Origin of the sequence: Kitasatospora sp. NPDC049258, assembly GCF_040678895.1 — a bacterium.
Classification (GTDB): Bacteria; Actinomycetota; Actinomycetes; order Streptomycetales; family Streptomycetaceae; genus Kitasatospora.
This window is the reverse complement of record NZ_JBFAQT010000008.1, coordinates 124224-141729: the sequence shown is the minus strand read 5'-3', so window position 1 is coordinate 141729 and position 17506 is coordinate 124224. Positions and strand designations below refer to the sequence as shown.

Sequence of the window (17506 nt, the reverse complement as noted above, 5' to 3'; positions counted from 1 at the left end):
GGGCGGCCGGCCCGGGGCGCCCAGAGATTTCGCCCGGGTGGAATCCTCGGCCGATCGAACCATCGGAGGATTGGGTGCTGACGCTGGAGTTCTCGGCGCAGGACGTGGCGCTGACCCGGTTCGCCTGCTCGCCGCTGTGGGAGGTGGTGAACAGCGTGCAGGTGCTGAAGGAGCCGGGTGAGCACGCGGTGCACCTGCCGTGGGTCCGGCAGGCCCGGGCGCGGCTGGCGGGGGTGGATTTCGGGCTGCTGGAGCAGCTGGTGCCGGTGCCGACGGTGTACACGCCGGACTTCCTGACGCCGGTGCCGGCGGGCTGGTCGCCGTCGCTGGAGGAGGAGTTGGCGCGGCTGGTGGCGACCGATCCGGCGCAGGTGCGGGTGGATCTGGACCGGTTCGAGGGGCCGCTGCCGCCGCTGGTGGCGTGGCTGCGGGCGGAGCCCGCGGCGGGGCTGGCCCGGCTGGCGGTGGAGGTGCGGGCGTACTGGGCGGCGGTGCTGGAGCCGTGCTGGCCGCGGATCGTGCGGCTGGTGGAGGGTGAGGTGCTGCGCCGGGCGCGGCAGATGTCGGTGGGCGGTCCGGCGGCGCTGTTCGAGGATCTGCATCCGCGGGTGTCCTGGGCGGGTGGGACGCTGCGGGTGGCGCATCTGTGGTTCGCGGCGGAGCGGGTGCTGGACGGCGGCCGGGGGCTGGTGCTGGTGCCGTCGGTGTTCGCCTGGCCGGGGGTGTACTCGCAGTCGAATCCGCCGGGGCAGCCGGGGCTGGTGTATCCGCCGCGCGGGGTGGCGACGCTGTGGGAGCGGTCGGTGCCGGTGCCGGACGGTCTGGCGGGGGTGCTGGGGCGGGCCCGGGCGCTGCTGCTGGTGGAGTTGGGGGCGCCGGCCTCGACGACGGAGCTGGCGGAGCGGACCGGCCTGTCGGCGCCGAACGTCTCGCACCATCTGACGGCGCTGCGCGGGGCGGGTTTGGTGGCGCGGCACCGGACGGGGCGTTCGGTGCTCTACCTGCGGACGGCGGCCGCGGAGACCCTGGTGGCGGCCGCACCGTCGGCGGGCGAGCCGGGATGACGGGGCCGCGCCGGGGCCGCGCAGGAGCCGTACCGGGGCCACCCGGAGGCCGGGGCGGCCCGGCCGGTAGGCCGCGCCGCCCCGTCACCGCCCCGTCACCGCCCCGTCCTAGAACGGGAAGTGGCTGCGCTCGTGCTGGATGGAGATCCACTTGAGCTTGGTGAAGGCCTCCACGGTGGCATCGCCGTTGAGCCGGCCGACGCCGGAGCTCTTCTCGCCGCCGAAGGGGACGATCGGCTCGTCGTGGATGGTGCCGTCGTTGATGTGGATCATGCCGGTCTCGATCCGCTGGGCCAGCCGGACGCCGCGCTCGACGCTGGCGGTGTGCACGGCGCCGCTGAGGCCGAACGGGGTGTCGTTGGCCATCTCGACGGCCTCGTCCTCGCCGTCGAAGGGCAGCACCACGACGACCGGGCCGAAGAGTTCGTGGTGCAGGATCGGGGCGTCGGCGGGGATGTCGGTGAGGACCACCGGGTCCATCAGGGTGCCGACGGTGGAGCCGCGCAGCAGGACGGTGGCGCCCTGGTCGACGGCCTGGTCGACCTGGGCGGTGACCGAGTCGGCCTGGGCCGAGTTGATCAGCGGGCCGATCTGGGTGGCCGGGTCGAGCGGGTCGCCGACCTTGAGACCGGCGATCTTGCGGACGAACTTCTCGGTGAACTCCTCGGCGACGCTGCGGTCGACCAGGACGCGGTTGGCGGCCATGCAGACCTGGCCCTGGTGGGCGAAGCGGCTGAACACGGCGGCGTCGACGGCGTAGTCGAGGTCGGCGTCGTCGAGCACGATCAGCGCGCTGTTGCCGCCGAGTTCGAGCACGGTGCGCTTGAAGTGGCCGGCGGCGACCTGGGCGACGTGCCGGCCGACCTTGTCGGAGCCGGTGAAGGCGATCACCTTGGGCACCGGGTGCTCCAGGAAGGCGTCGCCGATCTCGGCGATGTCGGTGAGCAGCACGTTCAGCAGGCCGGCGGGCAGGCCGGCGTCCTCGAAGATCTTGGCGATCAGGGTGCCGCCGGTGATCGGGGCGTCCTGGTGCGGCTTGAGGACGACGCCGTTGCCGAGGGCGAGCGCGGGGGCGACGGCCTTGAGCGAGAGGAAGAGCGGGAAGTTGAACGGGCTGATCACGCCGACCACGCCGACCGGCAGCCGGTAGAGGCGGTTCTCCTTGCCGTCCACCGGGGAGGGCAGGATCCGGCCCTCGGCGCGCAGCGAGAGCTGCATGGCCTCGCGCAGCATGTCGCGGCAGAGCGAGAGTTCGAAGCCGGCCTTGAGCCGGGTGCCGCCGAGCTCGGCGATGATGGTCTCGGTGATCTCCTGCTCGCGCTCCTCCAGCAGCCGCAGCGCGCGCTCGAAGACCAGCCGGCGGGTGTACGGGTTGAGCTTGCCCCAGTCCTTCTGGGCCCGCTCGGCGGCCCGGTAGGCCTGGTCGACCTCCTCGACGGTGGCGACCGTGATGGCGGCCAGCTTCTCCCCGGTGTACGGGTTGAGGTCGACGATGTCCCAGGAGCCGCTGCCGGCTCGCCACTGGCCGTCGATGTACTGCAGCGACAGTTCCTCGATGTAGGACATCCGATGCCTTTCACTGGGGCGCGGGGCGGCCCGGTCCAACTGACGAGACATCATCGTACTGATGTGTCAGTCCTCTTGGAGGATGGAGTGCAGAAGGGCGAGGGTGCGCTCGGGCGAGAGTCCGTCGGCGCGCAGCCGCTCCACCGCGGCGAGGTACTCGCCGACCTCGGCGGGCTTGTCCAGGTAGAGCGCGCCGGTGAACTGCTCCAGGTAGACCAGGTCGGGCAGGTCCCGTTCGGGGAAGCTCAGGAGGGTGAACGAGCCGCTCTCGGCGGCCAGTCCGCCGCCGCCGAGCGGCATCACCTGGAGGGTGAGCTGCGGCAGCGCGGCGAGCTCGACCAGGCGGTGCAGCTGGCGGCGCATCACCTCGGGGCCGCCGCAGGGGCGGCGCAGCGCGGCCTCGTCCACGATCACCAGCAACTCGGGGGCGGGCCGGGCCTGGAGCAGCCGCTGGCGGCGCAGCCGGACGGTGACCCGGCGGTCGATCTCGGCCGCGCTGGCGGTGGGGTTGCCCAGGCGCACCACGGCGCGGGCGTACTCCTCGGTCTGCAGCAGGCCGGGGACGAACTGGAGCTCGTAGCTGCTGATCGAGGCGGCGGCCTCCTCCAGCCCGAGGTAGGGCTGGAACCAGCCGGGCACCACGTCGCCGTACGCCTGCCACCAGGCCGGGGCATTGGCCTCCTGGAGCAGGTCGAGGACGGCCGCGCGGCTGTCGTCCTCGTGCACGCCGTAGAGGGTGAGCAGGTCGGCGACGTCGCGGGTCTTGAAGCCGACCCGGCCGAGCTCCATCCTGCTGATCTTGGACTCGGAGGCGCGGATCGAGTATCCGGCCTGTTCCCTGGTCACGCCGCTGGCCTCGCGGAGCCGGCGGAGCCGGGAGCCCAGCACCATGCGCCGCGCGGTCGTCCCGCTGCCCGCTTGCTGGCCGCTCATCCCGGATGACCTCCGCCGATCGAACCCGCGTTCTCCAACTGCGGCATCCTTTCACCCCGGGGTGCCGCGCGGCCAGGAATAGGCGAAATCTCAACTTCCGGGAAGTGGAACGGCGCCTGCCCCATAACCTTGGTCGGGGAAATGGGCAGGCGCCGTAGGACCGGGCCCGGCGGCTCTGGCGGGCACGGTTGGTGCAACCGGGCCAAGGTGCGGCCCGGCGGATCGGGTTGAGGGTAGGGCGGCCCGTCAGACCACGAGCGGTCGGTCGGTCGGGCGGATCGGGGCGGGCAGCGGGGTCTTGCCGCCCAGGTACTTGTCCACCGCGGCGGCCGCGGAGCGACCTTCGGCGATGGCCCAGACGATCAGCGACTGGCCGCGGCCGGCGTCACCGCACACGTAGACGCCGTCGACGTTGGTGCCGAACTTCCCGTCGCGGGCGACGTTGCCGCGCGGGTCCAAGTGTACGCCGAGCTGATCGACCAGACCGTTCTTCACGTCCGTGCCGGTGAAGCCCATCGCCAGGGTGACCAGCTGCGCGGGCAGCACCCGCTCGCTGCCCGGCACCGGCTCGAACCGGCCGTCCTTGAACTCGACCTCGACCAGGTGGAGTTCCTGGACGTTGCCGTCCTCGTCGCCGCTGAAGTGGGTGGTGTTGACGGAGTACAGCCGCTCGCCGCCCTCCTCGTGCGCGGAGGTGACCTTGTAGGTCATCGGCATGGTCGGCCAGGGCTGGTGGCCGGGGCGCTCCTCGCCGGGGCGCGGCATGATCTCCAGCTGGGTGACCGAGGCGGCCCCCTGCCGGTGCGCGGTGCCGACGCAGTCCGCACCGGTGTCGCCACCGCCGATCACCACGACGTGCTTGCCCTTGGCGCTGATCGGGGACTCGACGTAGTCGCCCTCCTGCACCTTGTTGGCCAGCGGGAGGTACTCCATCGCCTGGTGGATGCCGGCCAGCTCCCGGCCGGGCACCGGCAGGTCGCGGGCGGTGGTGGCGCCGGCCGCGATGACCACCGCGTCGAAGCGGTCGCGCAGCTGCTGGCCGGTGATGTCCTCGCCGACGTGCACGCCGGTACGGAACCGGGTGCCCTCCGCGCGCATCTGCTCGATGCGGCGGTTGATGTGGCGCTTCTCCATCTTGAACTCGGGGATGCCGTACCGCAGCAGGCCGCCGATCCGGTCGGCGCGCTCGTAGACCACCACGGTGTGCCCGGCCCGGGTGAGCTGCTGGGCGGCGGCCAGCCCGGCCGGCCCAGAGCCGACCACGGCCACCGTCTTGCCGGACAGCCGCTCCGGCACCTGGGCGGCCACGCCGCCCCGGTCCCAGGCCTTGTCGATGATGGTGACCTCGACGTTCTTGATGGTCACCGCGTCCTGGTTGATCCCCAGCACGCAGGCCGACTCGCACGGCGCCGGGCACAGCCGCCCGGTGAACTCCGGGAAGTTGTTGGTCGCGTGCAGCCGCTCGATCGCGCCGGTCCAGTCGTCCCGGTAGGCGAGGTCGTTCCACTCGGGGATGAGGTTCCCGAGCGGGCAGCCGTTGTGGCAGAACGGGATGCCGCAGTCCATGCAGCGGCCGGCCTGCTTGGTGATGATCGGCAGGAGGCTCCGCTCGACGTAGACCTCGTTCCAGTCGCGGAGCCGAACGTCCACCGGGCGGCGCTCCGCCAGCTGCTTGGGCGTGGTCAGGAAGCCCTTGGGGTCAGCCATGTGCCGCCTCCATCATCTTGCGAGTGGTCTCGGACTCGGAGAGCCCGTCGCGCTCAGCGGCGTCCTTGGCGGCGAGCACAGCCTTGTAGTCGGTCGGCATGATCTTGGAGAAGCGGCTGACGCCGCTGCCCCAGTCGGCCAGGAGCTCGGCGGCGACGGTGGAGCCGGTCTCCTCGTAGTGCTGCTGCACGGTCTCGCGCAGCCACTCCCGGTCGGCGGCGGTCGGGGCCTCGATGCCCACCATGCCGTCGTTCACGTTCGCCGGGCGCAGGTCCAGGACGTAGGCGATGCCGCCGGACATGCCCGCCGCCAGGTTGCGCCCGGTCTCGCCGAGGACCACCACCCGGCCGCCGGTCATGTACTCCAGGCCGTGGTCGCCCACGCCCTCGACCACCAGGGTGGCACCGGAGTTGCGGACGGCGAAACGCTCACCGGCCTTGCCGCGCAGGTGGATCCGGCCGCTGGTGGCACCGTAGCCGATGGTGTTGCCGGCGATCACGTGGCTCTGGGCGTCGGCGCCGATGGCGGCCGCCTCCCGGGCCGGGCGGACGATCAGCACGCCGCCGGACAGGCCCTTGCCGACGTAGTCGTTGGCGTCGCCCTCCAGGCGCAGCGTGATGCCGCGCGGCACGAAGGCGCCGAAGGACTGGCCGGCCGAGCCGGTGAAGGTCACGTCGATGGTGCCCTCGGGCAGGCCCTCGCCGCGGTACCGCTTGGTCACCTGGTGGCCGAGCATGGTGCCGACCGTGCGGTTGACGTTGCGGATCGGCAGCTGGATGCGGACGGCGTCGCCGCGCACCAGGGCGTCCTCGGCCAGCTCGATCAGCTGGTTGTCCAGCGCCTTGTCGAGCGCGTGGTCCTGGCCGGTGGTGTGGTGCAGGGCCGCGCCCTCGGGGAGCTCGGGCACGTGGAACAGCGGGGCCAGGTCGAGGCCGGCGGCCTTCCAGTGCGTGATGGCGTCGGCGGCGTCGATGTGCTCGGCGTGGCCGACGGCCTCCTCGATGGAGCGGAAGCCCAGCTCGGCGAGGATCTCCCGGACCTCCTCGGCGATGAACTCGAAGAAGTTCACCACGAACTCCGGCTTGCCGGAGAAGCGCTCGCGCAGCACCGGGTTCTGGGTGGCCACGCCGACCGGGCAGGTGTCCAGGTGGCAGACCCGCATCATGATGCAGCCGGAGACCACCAGCGGGGCGGTCGCGAAGCCGAACTCCTCGGCGCCGAGCAGCGCGGCGATCACCACGTCGCGGCCGGTCTTCAGCTGGCCGTCGGTCTGCACCACGATCCGGTCGCGCAGGCCGTTCAGCAGCAGGGTCTGCTGGGTCTCGGCGAGGCCGAGCTCCCAGGGGCCGCCCGCGTGCTTGAGCGAGGTGAGCGGCGAGGCGCCGGTGCCGCCGTCGTGGCCGGAGACCAGCACCACGTCCGCGTGCGCCTTGGAGACGCCGGCCGCGACCGTGCCCACGCCGACCTCGGAGACCAGCTTCACGTGGATGCGGGCCGCCGGGTTGGCGTTCTTCAGGTCGTGGATCAGCTGGGCGAGGTCCTCGATGGAGTAGATGTCGTGGTGCGGCGGCGGGGAGATCAGACCCACGCCCGGGGTCGAGTGCCGGGTCCTGGCCACCCACGGGTAGACCTTGTGGCCGGGCAGCTGGCCGCCCTCGCCGGGCTTGGCACCCTGGGCCATCTTGATCTGGATGTCGTCCGCGTTGACCAGGTACTCGGAGGTGACGCCGAACCGGCCGGAGGCGACCTGCTTGATCGCCGAGCGGCGCTCCGGGTCGTACAGGCGCTCCGGGTCCTCGCCGCCCTCACCGGTGTTGGACTTGCCGCCGAGCCGGTTCATCGCGATGGCCAGCGTCTCGTGCGCCTCCATCGAGATGGAGCCGTAGGACATCGCACCGGTGGAGAAGCGCTTCACGATCTCGGAGACCGGCTCGACCTCCTCGATCGCGATCGGCGCCCGGCCCTTGCCGTCCAGCTTGAACAGGCCGCGCAGGGTCATCAGCCGCTCGGACTGCTCGTTCACCCGCTCGGTGTACTGCTTGAAGATGTCGTAGCGGCGCGAGCGGGTGGAGTGCTGCAGCCGGAAGACCGTGTCCGGGTCGAAGAGGTGCGGCTCGCCCTCGCGGCGCCACTGGTACTCGCCGCCGATGTCCAGCGCGCGGTGCGCGGCCGGGATCCCGGAGGCCGGGTACGCCTTGGCGTGGCGGGCGGCCACCTCCTTGGCGAGCTCCTCGAGGCCGATCCCGCCCAGCTTGGTGGTGGTACCGGCGAAGTAGCTGTCCACCAGCTCCTGGGCCAGGCCGATGGCCTCGAAGACCTGGGCGCCGCGGTAGGAGGCGACGGTGGAGATGCCCATCTTGGACATCACCTTCAGCACGCCCTTGCCGAGCGCCTTGATCAGGTTCTTGATCGCCTTCTCCGGCTCGATGCCGGTCAGGAAGGTGCCCTGGGCGACCAGGTCCTCGACCGACTCCATCGCCAGGTAAGGGTTGACCGCGCCGGCGCCGTAGCCGACCAGCAGCGCGACGTGGTGCACCTCGCGGACGTCGCCGGCCTCCACGATCAGCGACACCTGGGTGCGCTGCTTGGTGCGGATCAGGTGGTGGTGGATCGCGGAGGTGAGCAGCAGCGAGGGGATCGGCGCGTGCTCGGCGTCCGAGTGGCGGTCGGAGAGCACCACGATCCGGGCGCCGTCGGCGATCGCGGCGTCCGCCTCGGCGGCGATCTCGGCCAGCCGGGCGGCCAGGCCGGCGCCCCCGCTGGAGACCTTGTACAGGCCGGAGAGCGTGACGGCCTTGAGGCCCGGCTGGTCGCCGTCCACGTTGATGTGGACCAGCTTGGCCAGCTCGTCGTTGTCGATCACCGGGAAGGTGATGCCGACCGACCGGCAGGCCGACGGGGAGGCGTCCAGCAGGTTGCCCTCGGGGCCGAGGTTGCTCAGCAGCGAGGTGACGAGCTCCTCGCGGATGGCGTCCAGCGGCGGGTTGGTGACCTGCGCGAAGAGCTGCACGAAGTAGTCGAAGAGCAGCCGCGGCTTCTCGGAGAGGGCGGCGATCGGGCTGTCGGTGCCCATCGAGCCGAGCGCCTCGCCGGCGGTGCGCGCCATCGGCGCGAGGATGACCCGCAGCTCCTCCTCGGTGTAGCCGAAGGTCTGCTGGCGGCGGGTGACCGAGGCGTGGGTGTGCGCGATGTGCTCGCGCTCGGGGAGCTTGGCGAGCTGGATCTGCCCCGCCGCGACCCACTCCTCGTACGGGTGCTCGGCGGCCAGCTCGGCCTTCAGCTCCTCGTCCTCGACGATGCGGTGCTCGGCGGTGTCGATCAGGAACATCTTGCCGGGCTGCAGCCGGCCCTTCTTGACGACGGTCTCCTGGTCCAGGTCGAGCACGCCGACCTCGGAGGAGAGCACCACCAGGCCGTCCTCGGTGATCCAGTACCGGGCCGGGCGCAGGCCGTTGCGGTCCAGCACGGCGCCGATCTGGGTGCCGTCGGTGAAGGTGACGCAGGCCGGGCCGTCCCAGGGCTCCATCAGGTTGGAGTGGTACTGGTAGAACGCGCGCCGGGCCGGCTCCATGGTGGCGTGGTTCTCCCACGCCTCCGGGATCATCATCAGCACCGAGTGCGGCAGCGAGCGCCCGCCCAGGTGGAGCAGCTCCAGGACCTCGTCGAAGGACGCCGAGTCGGAGTGGTCCGGGGTACAGATCGGGAAGATCCGGCTGAGGTCGCCGTCGATCAGGTCGGTGGCGAGCTGGGACTCCCGGGCGGTCATCCAGTTCCGGTTGCCCTTGACCGTGTTGATCTCGCCGTTGTGCGCGACGAACCGGTACGGGTGGGCGAGCGGCCAGCTCGGGAAGGTGTTGGTGGAGAAGCGCGAGTGCACCAGGCCGAGCGCGGAGGCGTAGAGCCGGTCCGACAGGTCGGGGAAGAAGGGCTCCAGCTGGCCGGTGGTCAGCATGCCCTTGTAGACGATGGTGCGGGCGGAGAGCGACGGGAAGTACACGCCGGCCTCGCGCTCGGCGCGCTTGCGGACCACGAAGGCGGTCCGGTCCAGCTCGATGCCGCTCTTCTCGCCGTGGCTGACGAACAGCTGGCGGAACCGCGGCATCACCGAGCGGGCGGTGGCCCCCAGCAGGTCGGGGGTGACCGGGACCTCGCGCCAGCCGAGGACGGTGGCGCCCTCGTCGGTGGCGATCCCCTCGATCCGGGCCACCGCGAGCTCGGCGGCGTCCTCCTCCTGGGGGAGGAAGGCGATGCCGACGGCGTAGCGGCCGGCGGCCGGCAGCTCGAAGGACACGTTGGCGCGCAGGAAGGCGTCGGGGATCTGGGTCAGGATGCCCGCGCCGTCACCGGAGTCCGGCTCGGCGCCGGTGGCACCCCGGTGCTCCAGGTTGCGCAGCACGGTCAGTGCCTGGTCGACGACGGTGTGGTCGGCGATGCCGGTCAGCGTGGCGACGAAGCCGACGCCGCAGGCGTCGCGCTCGTTGCGAGGGTCGTACAGGCCCTGAGCTACAGGTCGCGCATCCGGAACGAGCGCGTAGGGCCGGGCGGCGGCCTGCTCGGGCTCGTTGGCGGAGTGCATGGATGCAGACAGCATCGGCTCTCCCGTCGTCGTCATTGGCAAGAAGCTGAGCAATAGGGACGACGTTGGCCCTGATGCGATTTCGTGCAGGTTACATGATGCCGGATATCCCGAGAAGCGGAATATCGCGTCCACATCGCGGACATAATCCGCAGGTCAGACGCCGTTTCCGGTGGGTAGCCCTGGGCTGGGGAGACTGGCCCTGGTCCGCACGCTGCCACCAGTGTGCCCGTCCGCACGCGGCCCGAAACAGGGCCGAAACGCCGTGTCCACATGACGGGACACTCCCGCCTGCGAATCCATCCCGACAAGCGGCCGACGAGATGGGATTCCTCGGGCGGCCGTCCCTCGGGCCGAGACTAGGACAGGCGGCACCCGCGCCCCATGTGCGGAACATCACGCATGGTGCGGCATAACCATGCAACCTCATGTGTCATCGCACAGCCGTGGTGCTCCGGGGCCTCAGCCCACCTGTCCGCCGATCAGGTGACCCAGCAGGAAGGTCACCCCGGCCGCCGTACCGCCCAGCACCAGCTGGCGCAGCCCGCTGAACCACCAGCTGCGGGCGGTGACCCGGGCGACCACCGCGCCGCAGGCGAACAGCCCGGCCGCGGCCACGATCAGTGCCGGCCACAGCGCGGTGGCACCCAGCAGGTACGGCAGCAGCGGCAGCAGCGCGCCCAGCGCGAAGCAGGCGAACGAGGAGGCGGCGGCGACCACCGGGGAGGGCAGGTCCTCCGGGTCGATGCCGAGCTCCTCCCGGGCGTGGATCGCCAGCGTCCGCTCCGGGTCCACCGAGAGCTGCCGGGCCACCTCGTGGGCCAGCTCCGGCTCCACCCCCTTGGCGATGTACAGCTGCGCCAGCTCGGCCAGCTCCCCCTTCGGGTTGCGGCGCAGCTCCAGCCGCTCGGCCTCGATCTCGGCCTCCACCAGCTCCCGCTGGGAGGCGACCGAGGTGTACTCCCCCGCCGCCATCGAGCAGGCGCCGGCGGCCAGCCCGGCCAGCCCGGTGATGATCACGGCGCTGCGGCCGACGTCGCCGCCGACCACGCCGGTCATCAGCGCGAGGTTGGAGACCAGGCCGTCCATCGCGCCGAACACGGCCGGCCGCAGCCAGCCGCCGTTGACGTCGCGGTGGTGCCCCTCGTGGGGTATCCGCGGCTGACCTTCGACGGTCGGTTCGGCGATGGTGGCGGTCATGGTGGTCCCAGCCTTCTGTCGAGCTCCTCCCCCCGGGTGCAGCCTGGGCTGCCCGTAGGGCTCATGGCTCCGACGTTAGCCACCTGACCTGCGAGTTTCCAGCAAAGTAAGGCTGTCCGAACACGTCTACGGCCACCCTCGCCGGGTCGGGCGGGGGTGGCCGAAGTGGTGGACAACCGCTGGTCAGGAGGGCCGGTCGGAGTTCTTCCCGGGCTCCTTCGGGGCATCGGCCGGCCCGGCGGATCCGGCCGAGTCGGTCAGGTCGGTGCTCTCCTGCGAAGGCGCCGGCACGGCGGCGGGCCCGGAGGCGGCCTCCGGATCGGCCTCGGACTCGGACTCGGCGGCGGCCGGGTCGATGGAGTCCGGCGCCTCCCGGCCCGGGCGCTTCTTCCCGACGATCACCAGGTAGGCGACCGCGCCGGCGAAGACCAGGATCGAGGTCCAGTCGTTGAGCCGCAGGCCGAGGATGTGGTGGGCCTCGTCGATCCGCAGGTACTCGATCCAGAACCGGCCGACCGTGTAGGCGGCGACGTACAGCGCGAAGGCACGGCCGTGGCCGAGGGTGAACCGGCGGTCGGCCCAGATCACCAGCAGCGCGACGCCGACGCACCAGAGCGACTCGTAGAGGAAGGTCGGGTGGTAGACGCCGGTGGTCACGGTGCCGTCCGGCAGCACCTTGTCGATCTCCAGGCCCCAGGGCAGCGTGGTCGGCTTGCCGTACAGCTCCTGGTTGAACCAGTTGCCCCAGCGGCCGCAGGCCTGGGCCAGTGCGATGCCCGGGGCGATCGCGTCCGCGTACGCGGGCAGCGGCACTCCGCGGCGGCGGCAGCCGATCCAGGCGCCGACCGCGCCGAGCGCGATCGCCCCCCAGATGCCGAGGCCGCCCTCCCAGATCTTGAAGGCGTTCCAGGGGTTGCGACCGGCCCCGAAGTAGAGCTGGTTGTCGGTGATCACGTGGTAGAGCCGGCCACCGACCAGGCCGAACGGGACCGCCCAGACCGCGATGTCCCCGACGGTGTGCTTGGCGCCGCCGCGGGCCACCCAGCGCTTGCTGCCGAGCCACACGGCCACGACGACACCGATGATGATGCAGAAGGCGTAGGCGCGCAGCGGGATCGGCCCCAGGTACAGGACGCCCCGCGACGGGCTCGGAATGTAAGCGATATCCATGGCAGGGTCGACGCTACCGTGTCGCACCCGTCACTCCGGCACCGCCGGCGGTCACAGCTTGGCCAAACACGGCGTCGCGCGGCAAAACACGGCGCCGCCGCACCCCCCGGGTGGGAGTGCGGCGGCGGGCCGGGGCCGGTCGGGGCCGGTCAGGGCGAGGGCGGGGTGTTGCTCTCCGCGGCGGTGCTGGTGGGCGCGGGGCTCTGGCCGTTCGGCCCGGGGCTGCCGAGCGGCTTGCCCGCGTTGGCCTCGTCGACCCACTGCACCAGGTTCTCCGGGGAGATCTGCTCCTCGCCCTTCTTCGGGTAGATCGGCTTGCCGTTGAGCAGCACGGTCGGGGTGGACTTGAAGCTGGACTTGTCGAAGTCCTGCTGCACCGCGGACACCCAGCCGCCGTACGTGTTGTCGTTGACGCAGGCCTCGAAGGTGGGCGTGTCCAGGCCGGGGACCTGCTTGGACAGCTCGATCAGGGTGGCCTTGTCACCGAAGGCGTCGCTGGTCTCCTCCGGCTGGTTGCGGTACAGCACGTCGTGGTAGTCCCGGAAGTGCCCCGCGTCCTGGGCGCAGGCGAGCGCGTTGGCGCCGTACTTGGAGCCGGTGCCGCCGAGCGAGCGGTCGATGAAGGACACCACGTGGTAGTTCACGAACAGCTTGCCCTGGTCTTCCAACTGGTCGACGGTGGGCGAGAACTGGCGCTCGAAGGAGCCGCAGGCCGGGCAGCGCGGGTCCTCGTAGACGGTGAGCACCGACGGGGCGTTGGCCGGACCGGCCGGGATCACCAGGCTCTTGTCGCCGATCGCGCCGGCCGGGGCGGCGACCGGGGTCTCCGGCTTGGAGCGCTGGTCCTGCACCACCACGCCGACCACCACGGCGACGGCGATCACCGCCAGCACCGCACCGCCGATCACCAGCTTCTTCTTGCGCTTGTCGTGCGCCTCCTCGGCCGCGCGCGCCTCCCGCATCCGGTCGCGGGCGTTGCGCTTGCCTTCTCGGTTCTTCTCACTCATGGGTGCTGTGTCCAAGGGAATCGGGTCTCCGGGGTGGGTGGCCGGCGGGGCGCGCCTAGGCGGCGAGCCAGGCGTCGGCCGAGAGCTTCGTCCGGGGCCGGTAGATCAGCCACGCGGCCAGCAGCAGGAAGCCGGAGTCCCGCAGGATCTCCTGCAGGTACTCGGTCTTCGAGGCGTCCACCGTGCCGCCGCCGCCGAAGCAGCCGCAGTCGATGGAGATGCCGCGCGCCCAGGCGGAGGCGATCCCGGCGATGAAGGCGAGCAGCAGCAGCGCGGAGATCGCGGCGACGATCCGTGTCCCCAGGCCGATCAGCAGCAGCAGCGCGAGCGCCAGCTCCAGGAACGGCAGGCCGTAGCCGATCGGCTTGACCAGCGACTCGGGCAGGATCTCGTAGGCCCGGACGGCCTGCGCCGCCTCGGCCGGATCGGAGATCTTCGCCAGCCCGGCCCAGCCCCAGACCACGGCCAGGGCCAGCCGCACGGCCAGGCCGAACCACTCGGCCGCCTGGCCGTCCACCGCCCGGCGCAGCCGCGAACTCACGGCCGGCTCGGCGGTCTGCTGACTGGCCATCAGGCCCCCTCCTACGTTCGCCGCCGCCACCCAGCGGGCGCGGCGTCCTGCCTGATGAACCGTAGGGGAAAAGGTCGAGTTCCTCCAGTTTCACGAATTAAGCCGAATGAGTGAGCATAGGCGCTCATATGTCCGATTCGGCGATGGGCTCGGCGGGCGGTCGCCCTACGGTGTGCGATCGGCGCAGCGGCCCTGCCGGGCGAGCTCGTCGAGCGGGCGCCGCCCGCCGGGCAGCGCCCGGTCGGCCCGCACCTCGGCGGCCAGCCGGGCCGCCTCGCCGCACACGTACGCGTCCTGGCGGGCGCGCTCCACACCCCGCCGGGCGAGCGCCTGCTCGACGGCCGCGTCCACCCCCACGCAGGCGCTCAGCGCGAGGGCGGCGGCAGCGGCGCGGAGCAGGACGGAACGCTGGAGGCACGGCACGGGCGGCCCTTTCGCGAAGGCGGCATCGATCGAACGGTGCACGAACCACGACGGGCCCAGGGCACCGCAGAGTCGTCCCTCCGCTCAACGCCGGTCAACCGTCACCGATGCGTGTCGGCACCGGTGTTCACTCGTTCGGCTGGCGGCCGGTGGGCCCGGTGGCGTCAGCGGGCCGTGCGGGCCAACCGGTCGCGCAGCGCCGCGAGGTCCGGCACGAACCAGATCTGCCGGCCCTCGTTGCACTCCCGGACGAAGTCCGCCAGCGCCGTGCCGGTGGCGGTGTGCCGCGAGACGTCCCCCAGCACGGCCAGCCCCAGGCGGTAGGTGGCGAACTTCTGGACGACCTCGCCGGCCACCCGGGTGCGCAGCCGGAAGAACTCCGGTGCGAGACGGTCGGCCGGGACGGCGACCCAGTGGGCACCGGTGCCGAGCGCCTGGCCGATCAGGTCGAGCGCGTCCTGCTCGCCCGCCAGCGGCGGGCCGTCGGCGGCGCACAGCAGGACGGGGGTGCCGTCGAGGTCCTGGACGGTCTGCGACATGGGGCGATCCTCTCCTCGGTGGGGCTGCCGGTCAGCCGAGTTGCTCGGTCAGCCGGGCGATCAGCCCGAGGACCTCGGCGCTGTCCTCCAGCCCGCCGATCACGATGACCTTGGCGCCGGCCCGCTCCTCGTCGTGGACGGTCTCCACCCGCAGCGGCTCGCCGCCCGGGCGCCGGCCGCCCAGGGCGGCCGTGAGCAGGGTGGTGAGCCGCTCCATCGCCGCCCGGTCGATCCCCTCCAGCTGCACCACGCAGGTGGCCTCGCTCCGGCGCGGGCGCACCGCGGGGCCGGGCACCGGGCGGCCGGTGAAGGACTCCAGGTCCTCCCGGGCGATCCGGTACTGCTTGCCGATCCGGACCGCCGCCAGCCGCCCGTCGCGGACATAACCGCGCACCGTGCGCACATGCAGGCCCAGCAGGTCGGCGACCTGCTCCACCGAGTACAGCTGCTGGGGCATCCCGAGGCTCCTCCGACCGACCTATCCACACCAAAACTACCACTCGATGCGTGCGGATAGGGAAGTTCGAGGAAGTATCGGCCGTTCGCCGCCACCCGCCGCACAGCCGAAAAGCCCGCCGGCCCTCGCGCGGGGCGAGGGCCGGCGGGCTTTCACCGGTGGTGCGGGCGGGTCAGCCGTTGCGGACGCCCGCCGCGAGCTCGGCGGCCAGCGCGCGCACGGCGGCCAGGCCGGCTGCCTCGTCGCCGTCCACGTCCAGGATCCGCTGGACGAAGGCCGAGCCGACGATCACACCGTCCGCGAACCGGGCCACCTCGGCCGCCTGGGCGGCGGAGGAGACCCCGAGGCCGACGCAGACCGGCAGGTCGGTGGTGGCCCGGGTGCGGGCCACCAGGTCCTCGGCGAGGTTGCCGACCTGCGCCCGGGTGCCGGTCACACCCATCACCGCGGCCGCGTAGACGAAGCCGGAGCCCGCCGCGGTGACCTCGGCCAGGCGCTGGTCCCGGCTGCTCGGCGCGACCACGAAGACGGTGTCCAGACCGTGCTCGTCGGCGGCCTTGCGCCACTCGTCCGACTCCTCCACCGGGAGGTCCGGCAGGATGCAGCCGGCGCCCCCGGCCGCGGCCAGGTCCGCGGCGAACCGGGCCACGCCGTAGCGGTCGACCGGGTTCCAGTACGTCATCACCAGCACCGGCGCGTCCGTCCGCGCGGACACCTCGGCCACGGTGCGCAGCACGTCCTTGATCTTCACCCCGGCCCGCAGCGCGATGTCGTCGGCGGTCTGGATGGTCGGGCCGTCCAGCACCGGGTCGGAGTGCGGCAGGCCGACCTCGACGATGTCGCAGCCGCCCTCGATCAGCGCGCGGATCGCCTTGATGCCGCCGTCGACGGTCGGGAAGCCGGCCGGCAGGTAGCCGATCAGGGCGGCCCGGCCCGCCGCCTTGGCGGCGGCGAGGGTGGTGCTCAACTTGCTCTGGGTCATGGTTACTTGCCCCCGTCGGCGGCGTGGTCGTCGTAGAGGCCGAAGTACTGCGCGGCGGTGTGCATGTCCTTGTCGCCGCGGCCGGAGAGGCTGACCAGGATGGTGGCCTGCGGGCCGAGCTCACGGCCGAGCACCAGGGCGCCGGCCAGCGCGTGGGCGCTCTCGATGGCCGGGATGATGCCCTCGGTGCGGGAGAGCAGCCGCAGCGCCTGCATCGCCTCGTCGTCGGTCACCGGGCGGTACTCGGCCCGGCCGGTGTCCTTGAGCCAGGCGTGCTCCGGGCCGACCCCGGGGTAGTCCAGGCCCGCCGAGATGGAGTGGCTCTCGATGGTCTGGCCGTCCTCGTCCTGCAGGACGTAGGTGCGCGAGCCGTGCAGCACCCCCGGGTCGCCCTTGGTGAGCGTGGCGGCGTGCCGCGGCGTCTCGGCGCCCTCGCCGGCCGCCTCGCAGCCGATCAGCCGGACGCCGGCGTCCGGGATGAACTCGTGGAAGATGCCCATCGCGTTGGAGCCGCCGCCGACGCAGGCGACGACCGCGTCGGGCAGCCGGCCGGTGCGCTCCAGCACCTGCTCGCGGGCCTCGACGCCGATCACCCGGTGGAAGTCGCGGACCATCATCGGGAACGGGTGCGGGCCGGCCACCGTGCCGAACAGGTAGTGGGTGGAGTCCACGTTGGCGACCCAGTCGCGGAAGGCCTCGTTGATGGCGTCCTTGAGGGTGCGGCTGCCGGACTTCACGGCGACCACCTCGGCGCCGAGCATCCGCATCCGGGCGACGTTCAGCGCCTGGCGCTCGGTGTCCACCTCGCCCATGTAGATGGTGCAGTCGAAGCCGAACAGCGCGCAGGCGGTGGCGGTGGCCACGCCGTGCTGGCCCGCGCCGGTCTCGGCGATGATCCGGGTCTTGCCCATCCGCCGGGTCAGCAGGGCCTGCCCCAGGACATTGTTGATCTTGTGGGACCCGGTGTGGTTGAGGTCCTCGCGCTTGAGCAGCACCCGGGCCCCGCCGGCCTCGGCGGAGAACCGGTGCACGTCGGTCAGCGGGCTCGGGCGGCCGGTGTAGTCCTTGAGCAGCAGGTCGAGCTCGGCGATGAACGCCGGGTCGGCCTTGGCCTTCTCGTACTCGTCGGCGACCTGCTGGACGGCGGCGACCAGTGCCTCGGGGATGAAACGTCCGCCGTAGGCGCCGAAATAGCCGCGGACGTCCGGGACCTGGGTACCCGGCTGGTAGTTCTCGGACATGGAGAGAGTCCTTGAGGTGAAAGGGGTGGCGTGCGGTGACGTCGGGCGGCGACCTGAGCGGTCAGCCGTG

Annotated in this window: 14 protein-coding genes; 1 reads left to right on the top strand and 13 read right to left on the bottom strand. The window is 72.1% G+C overall.

The genetic code is table 11. The features are described from left to right. Positions 1-74 precede the first annotated feature (74 nt). Positions 75-1064, top strand: coding sequence for an ArsR family transcriptional regulator (locus AB0K43_RS09980; RefSeq protein WP_363637759.1), 990 nt, complete (start codon positions 75-77; stop codon positions 1062-1064). A gap of 108 nt (positions 1065-1172) precedes the next feature. Here the strand turns inward: AB0K43_RS09980 and AB0K43_RS09975 are convergent, their stop codons facing one another. The 13 genes from AB0K43_RS09975 to trpB form a co-directional block, all read right to left on the bottom strand. Then, entirely contained in the window at positions 1173-2630 is a 1458-nt protein-coding gene (locus tag AB0K43_RS09975) for an aldehyde dehydrogenase family protein (RefSeq protein ID WP_363637757.1), read from the bottom strand. A 66-nt stretch (positions 2631-2696) separates the two neighbouring features. Next, positions 2697-3563 (bottom strand): helix-turn-helix transcriptional regulator, encoded by an 867-nt coding sequence (locus AB0K43_RS09970; protein ID WP_363637755.1) that lies wholly within the window; start codon positions 3561-3563, stop codon positions 2697-2699. A gap of 246 nt (positions 3564-3809) precedes the next feature. Then, positions 3810-5270 (bottom strand): glutamate synthase subunit beta, encoded by a 1461-nt coding sequence (locus AB0K43_RS09965; protein ID WP_363637753.1) that lies wholly within the window; start codon positions 5268-5270, stop codon positions 3810-3812. After that, positions 5263-9846, bottom strand: coding sequence for a glutamate synthase large subunit (gltB, locus tag AB0K43_RS09960; protein WP_363637874.1), 4584 nt, complete (start codon positions 9844-9846; stop codon positions 5263-5265). Before gltB ends, AB0K43_RS09965 begins: the two co-directional genes overlap by 8 nt. A gap of 462 nt (positions 9847-10308) precedes the next feature. Next, on the bottom strand, positions 10309-11046 hold the full coding sequence (locus tag AB0K43_RS09955) for a VIT1/CCC1 transporter family protein (protein WP_363637751.1): 738 nt from the start codon (positions 11044-11046) through the stop codon (positions 10309-10311). A gap of 183 nt (positions 11047-11229) precedes the next feature. Beyond that, a complete protein-coding gene (gene lgt, locus AB0K43_RS09950) occupies positions 11230-12216 on the bottom strand; it encodes a prolipoprotein diacylglyceryl transferase (protein ID WP_363637749.1) in 987 nt (328 codons plus the stop codon). A 149-nt stretch (positions 12217-12365) separates the two neighbouring features. Next, complete coding sequence (locus AB0K43_RS09945) at positions 12366-13223, bottom strand: thioredoxin domain-containing protein (protein ID WP_363637747.1); 858 nt, start codon at positions 13221-13223, stop codon at positions 12366-12368. A 55-nt stretch (positions 13224-13278) separates the two neighbouring features. After that, on the bottom strand, positions 13279-13794 hold the full coding sequence (locus AB0K43_RS09940) for a MauE/DoxX family redox-associated membrane protein (RefSeq protein ID WP_363637745.1): 516 nt from the start codon (positions 13792-13794) through the stop codon (positions 13279-13281). 165 nt (positions 13795-13959) lie between these two features. After that, complete coding sequence (locus tag AB0K43_RS09935; protein WP_363637743.1) at positions 13960-14217, bottom strand: hypothetical protein; 258 nt, start codon at positions 14215-14217, stop codon at positions 13960-13962. 164 nt (positions 14218-14381) lie between these two features. Then, the gene (locus AB0K43_RS09930) at positions 14382-14756 is read right to left on the bottom strand and encodes a DUF4180 domain-containing protein (RefSeq protein WP_363637741.1); all 375 of its coding nucleotides are present in this window, start codon (positions 14754-14756) and stop codon (positions 14382-14384) included. A 31-nt stretch (positions 14757-14787) separates the two neighbouring features. Continuing rightward, positions 14788-15213 carry a helix-turn-helix domain-containing protein gene (locus AB0K43_RS09925; protein WP_363637739.1) on the bottom strand — a complete coding sequence of 142 codons (426 nt, stop codon included), beginning with the start codon at positions 15211-15213 and terminating at the stop codon, positions 14788-14790. A 172-nt stretch (positions 15214-15385) separates the two neighbouring features. Further along, positions 15386-16195 carry a tryptophan synthase subunit alpha gene (gene trpA, locus AB0K43_RS09920; protein WP_363637737.1) on the bottom strand — a complete coding sequence of 270 codons (810 nt, stop codon included), beginning with the start codon at positions 16193-16195 and terminating at the stop codon, positions 15386-15388. Positions 16196-16197: 2 nt separating this feature from the next. After that, positions 16198-17436, bottom strand: a complete 1239-nt coding sequence (gene trpB / locus AB0K43_RS09915) for a tryptophan synthase subunit beta (RefSeq protein WP_363637735.1) — start codon at positions 17434-17436, stop codon at positions 16198-16200. Positions 17437-17506 lie beyond the last annotated feature (70 nt).

Excerpts from the sequence above, each read along its gene's own strand:
- AB0K43_RS09955 (WP_363637751.1), bottom strand. The coding sequence starts at position 11,046 with ATGACCGCCACCATCGCCGAACCGACCGTCGAAGGTCAGCCGCGGATA.
- AB0K43_RS09925 (WP_363637739.1), bottom strand. The coding sequence starts at position 15,213 with ATGCCCCAGCAGCTGTACTCGGTGGAGCAGGTCGCCGACCTGCTGGGC.
- trpA (WP_363637737.1), bottom strand. The coding sequence starts at position 16,195 with ATGACCCAGAGCAAGTTGAGCACCACCCTCGCCGCCGCCAAGGCGGCG.
- gltB (WP_363637874.1), bottom strand. The coding sequence starts at position 9,846 with ATGCACTCCGCCAACGAGCCCGAGCAGGCCGCCGCCCGGCCCTACGCG.
- AB0K43_RS09970 (WP_363637755.1), bottom strand. The coding sequence starts at position 3,563 with ATGAGCGGCCAGCAAGCGGGCAGCGGGACGACCGCGCGGCGCATGGTG.
- lgt (WP_363637749.1), bottom strand. The coding sequence starts at position 12,216 with ATGGATATCGCTTACATTCCGAGCCCGTCGCGGGGCGTCCTGTACCTG.
- AB0K43_RS09930 (WP_363637741.1), bottom strand. The coding sequence starts at position 14,756 with ATGTCGCAGACCGTCCAGGACCTCGACGGCACCCCCGTCCTGCTGTGC.
- trpB (WP_363637735.1), bottom strand. The coding sequence starts at position 17,436 with ATGTCCGAGAACTACCAGCCGGGTACCCAGGTCCCGGACGTCCGCGGC.
- AB0K43_RS09975 (WP_363637757.1), bottom strand. The coding sequence starts at position 2,630 with ATGTCCTACATCGAGGAACTGTCGCTGCAGTACATCGACGGCCAGTGG.
- AB0K43_RS09965 (WP_363637753.1), bottom strand. The coding sequence starts at position 5,270 with ATGGCTGACCCCAAGGGCTTCCTGACCACGCCCAAGCAGCTGGCGGAG.
- AB0K43_RS09945 (WP_363637747.1), bottom strand. The coding sequence starts at position 13,223 with ATGAGTGAGAAGAACCGAGAAGGCAAGCGCAACGCCCGCGACCGGATG.
- AB0K43_RS09940 (WP_363637745.1), bottom strand. The coding sequence starts at position 13,794 with ATGGCCAGTCAGCAGACCGCCGAGCCGGCCGTGAGTTCGCGGCTGCGC.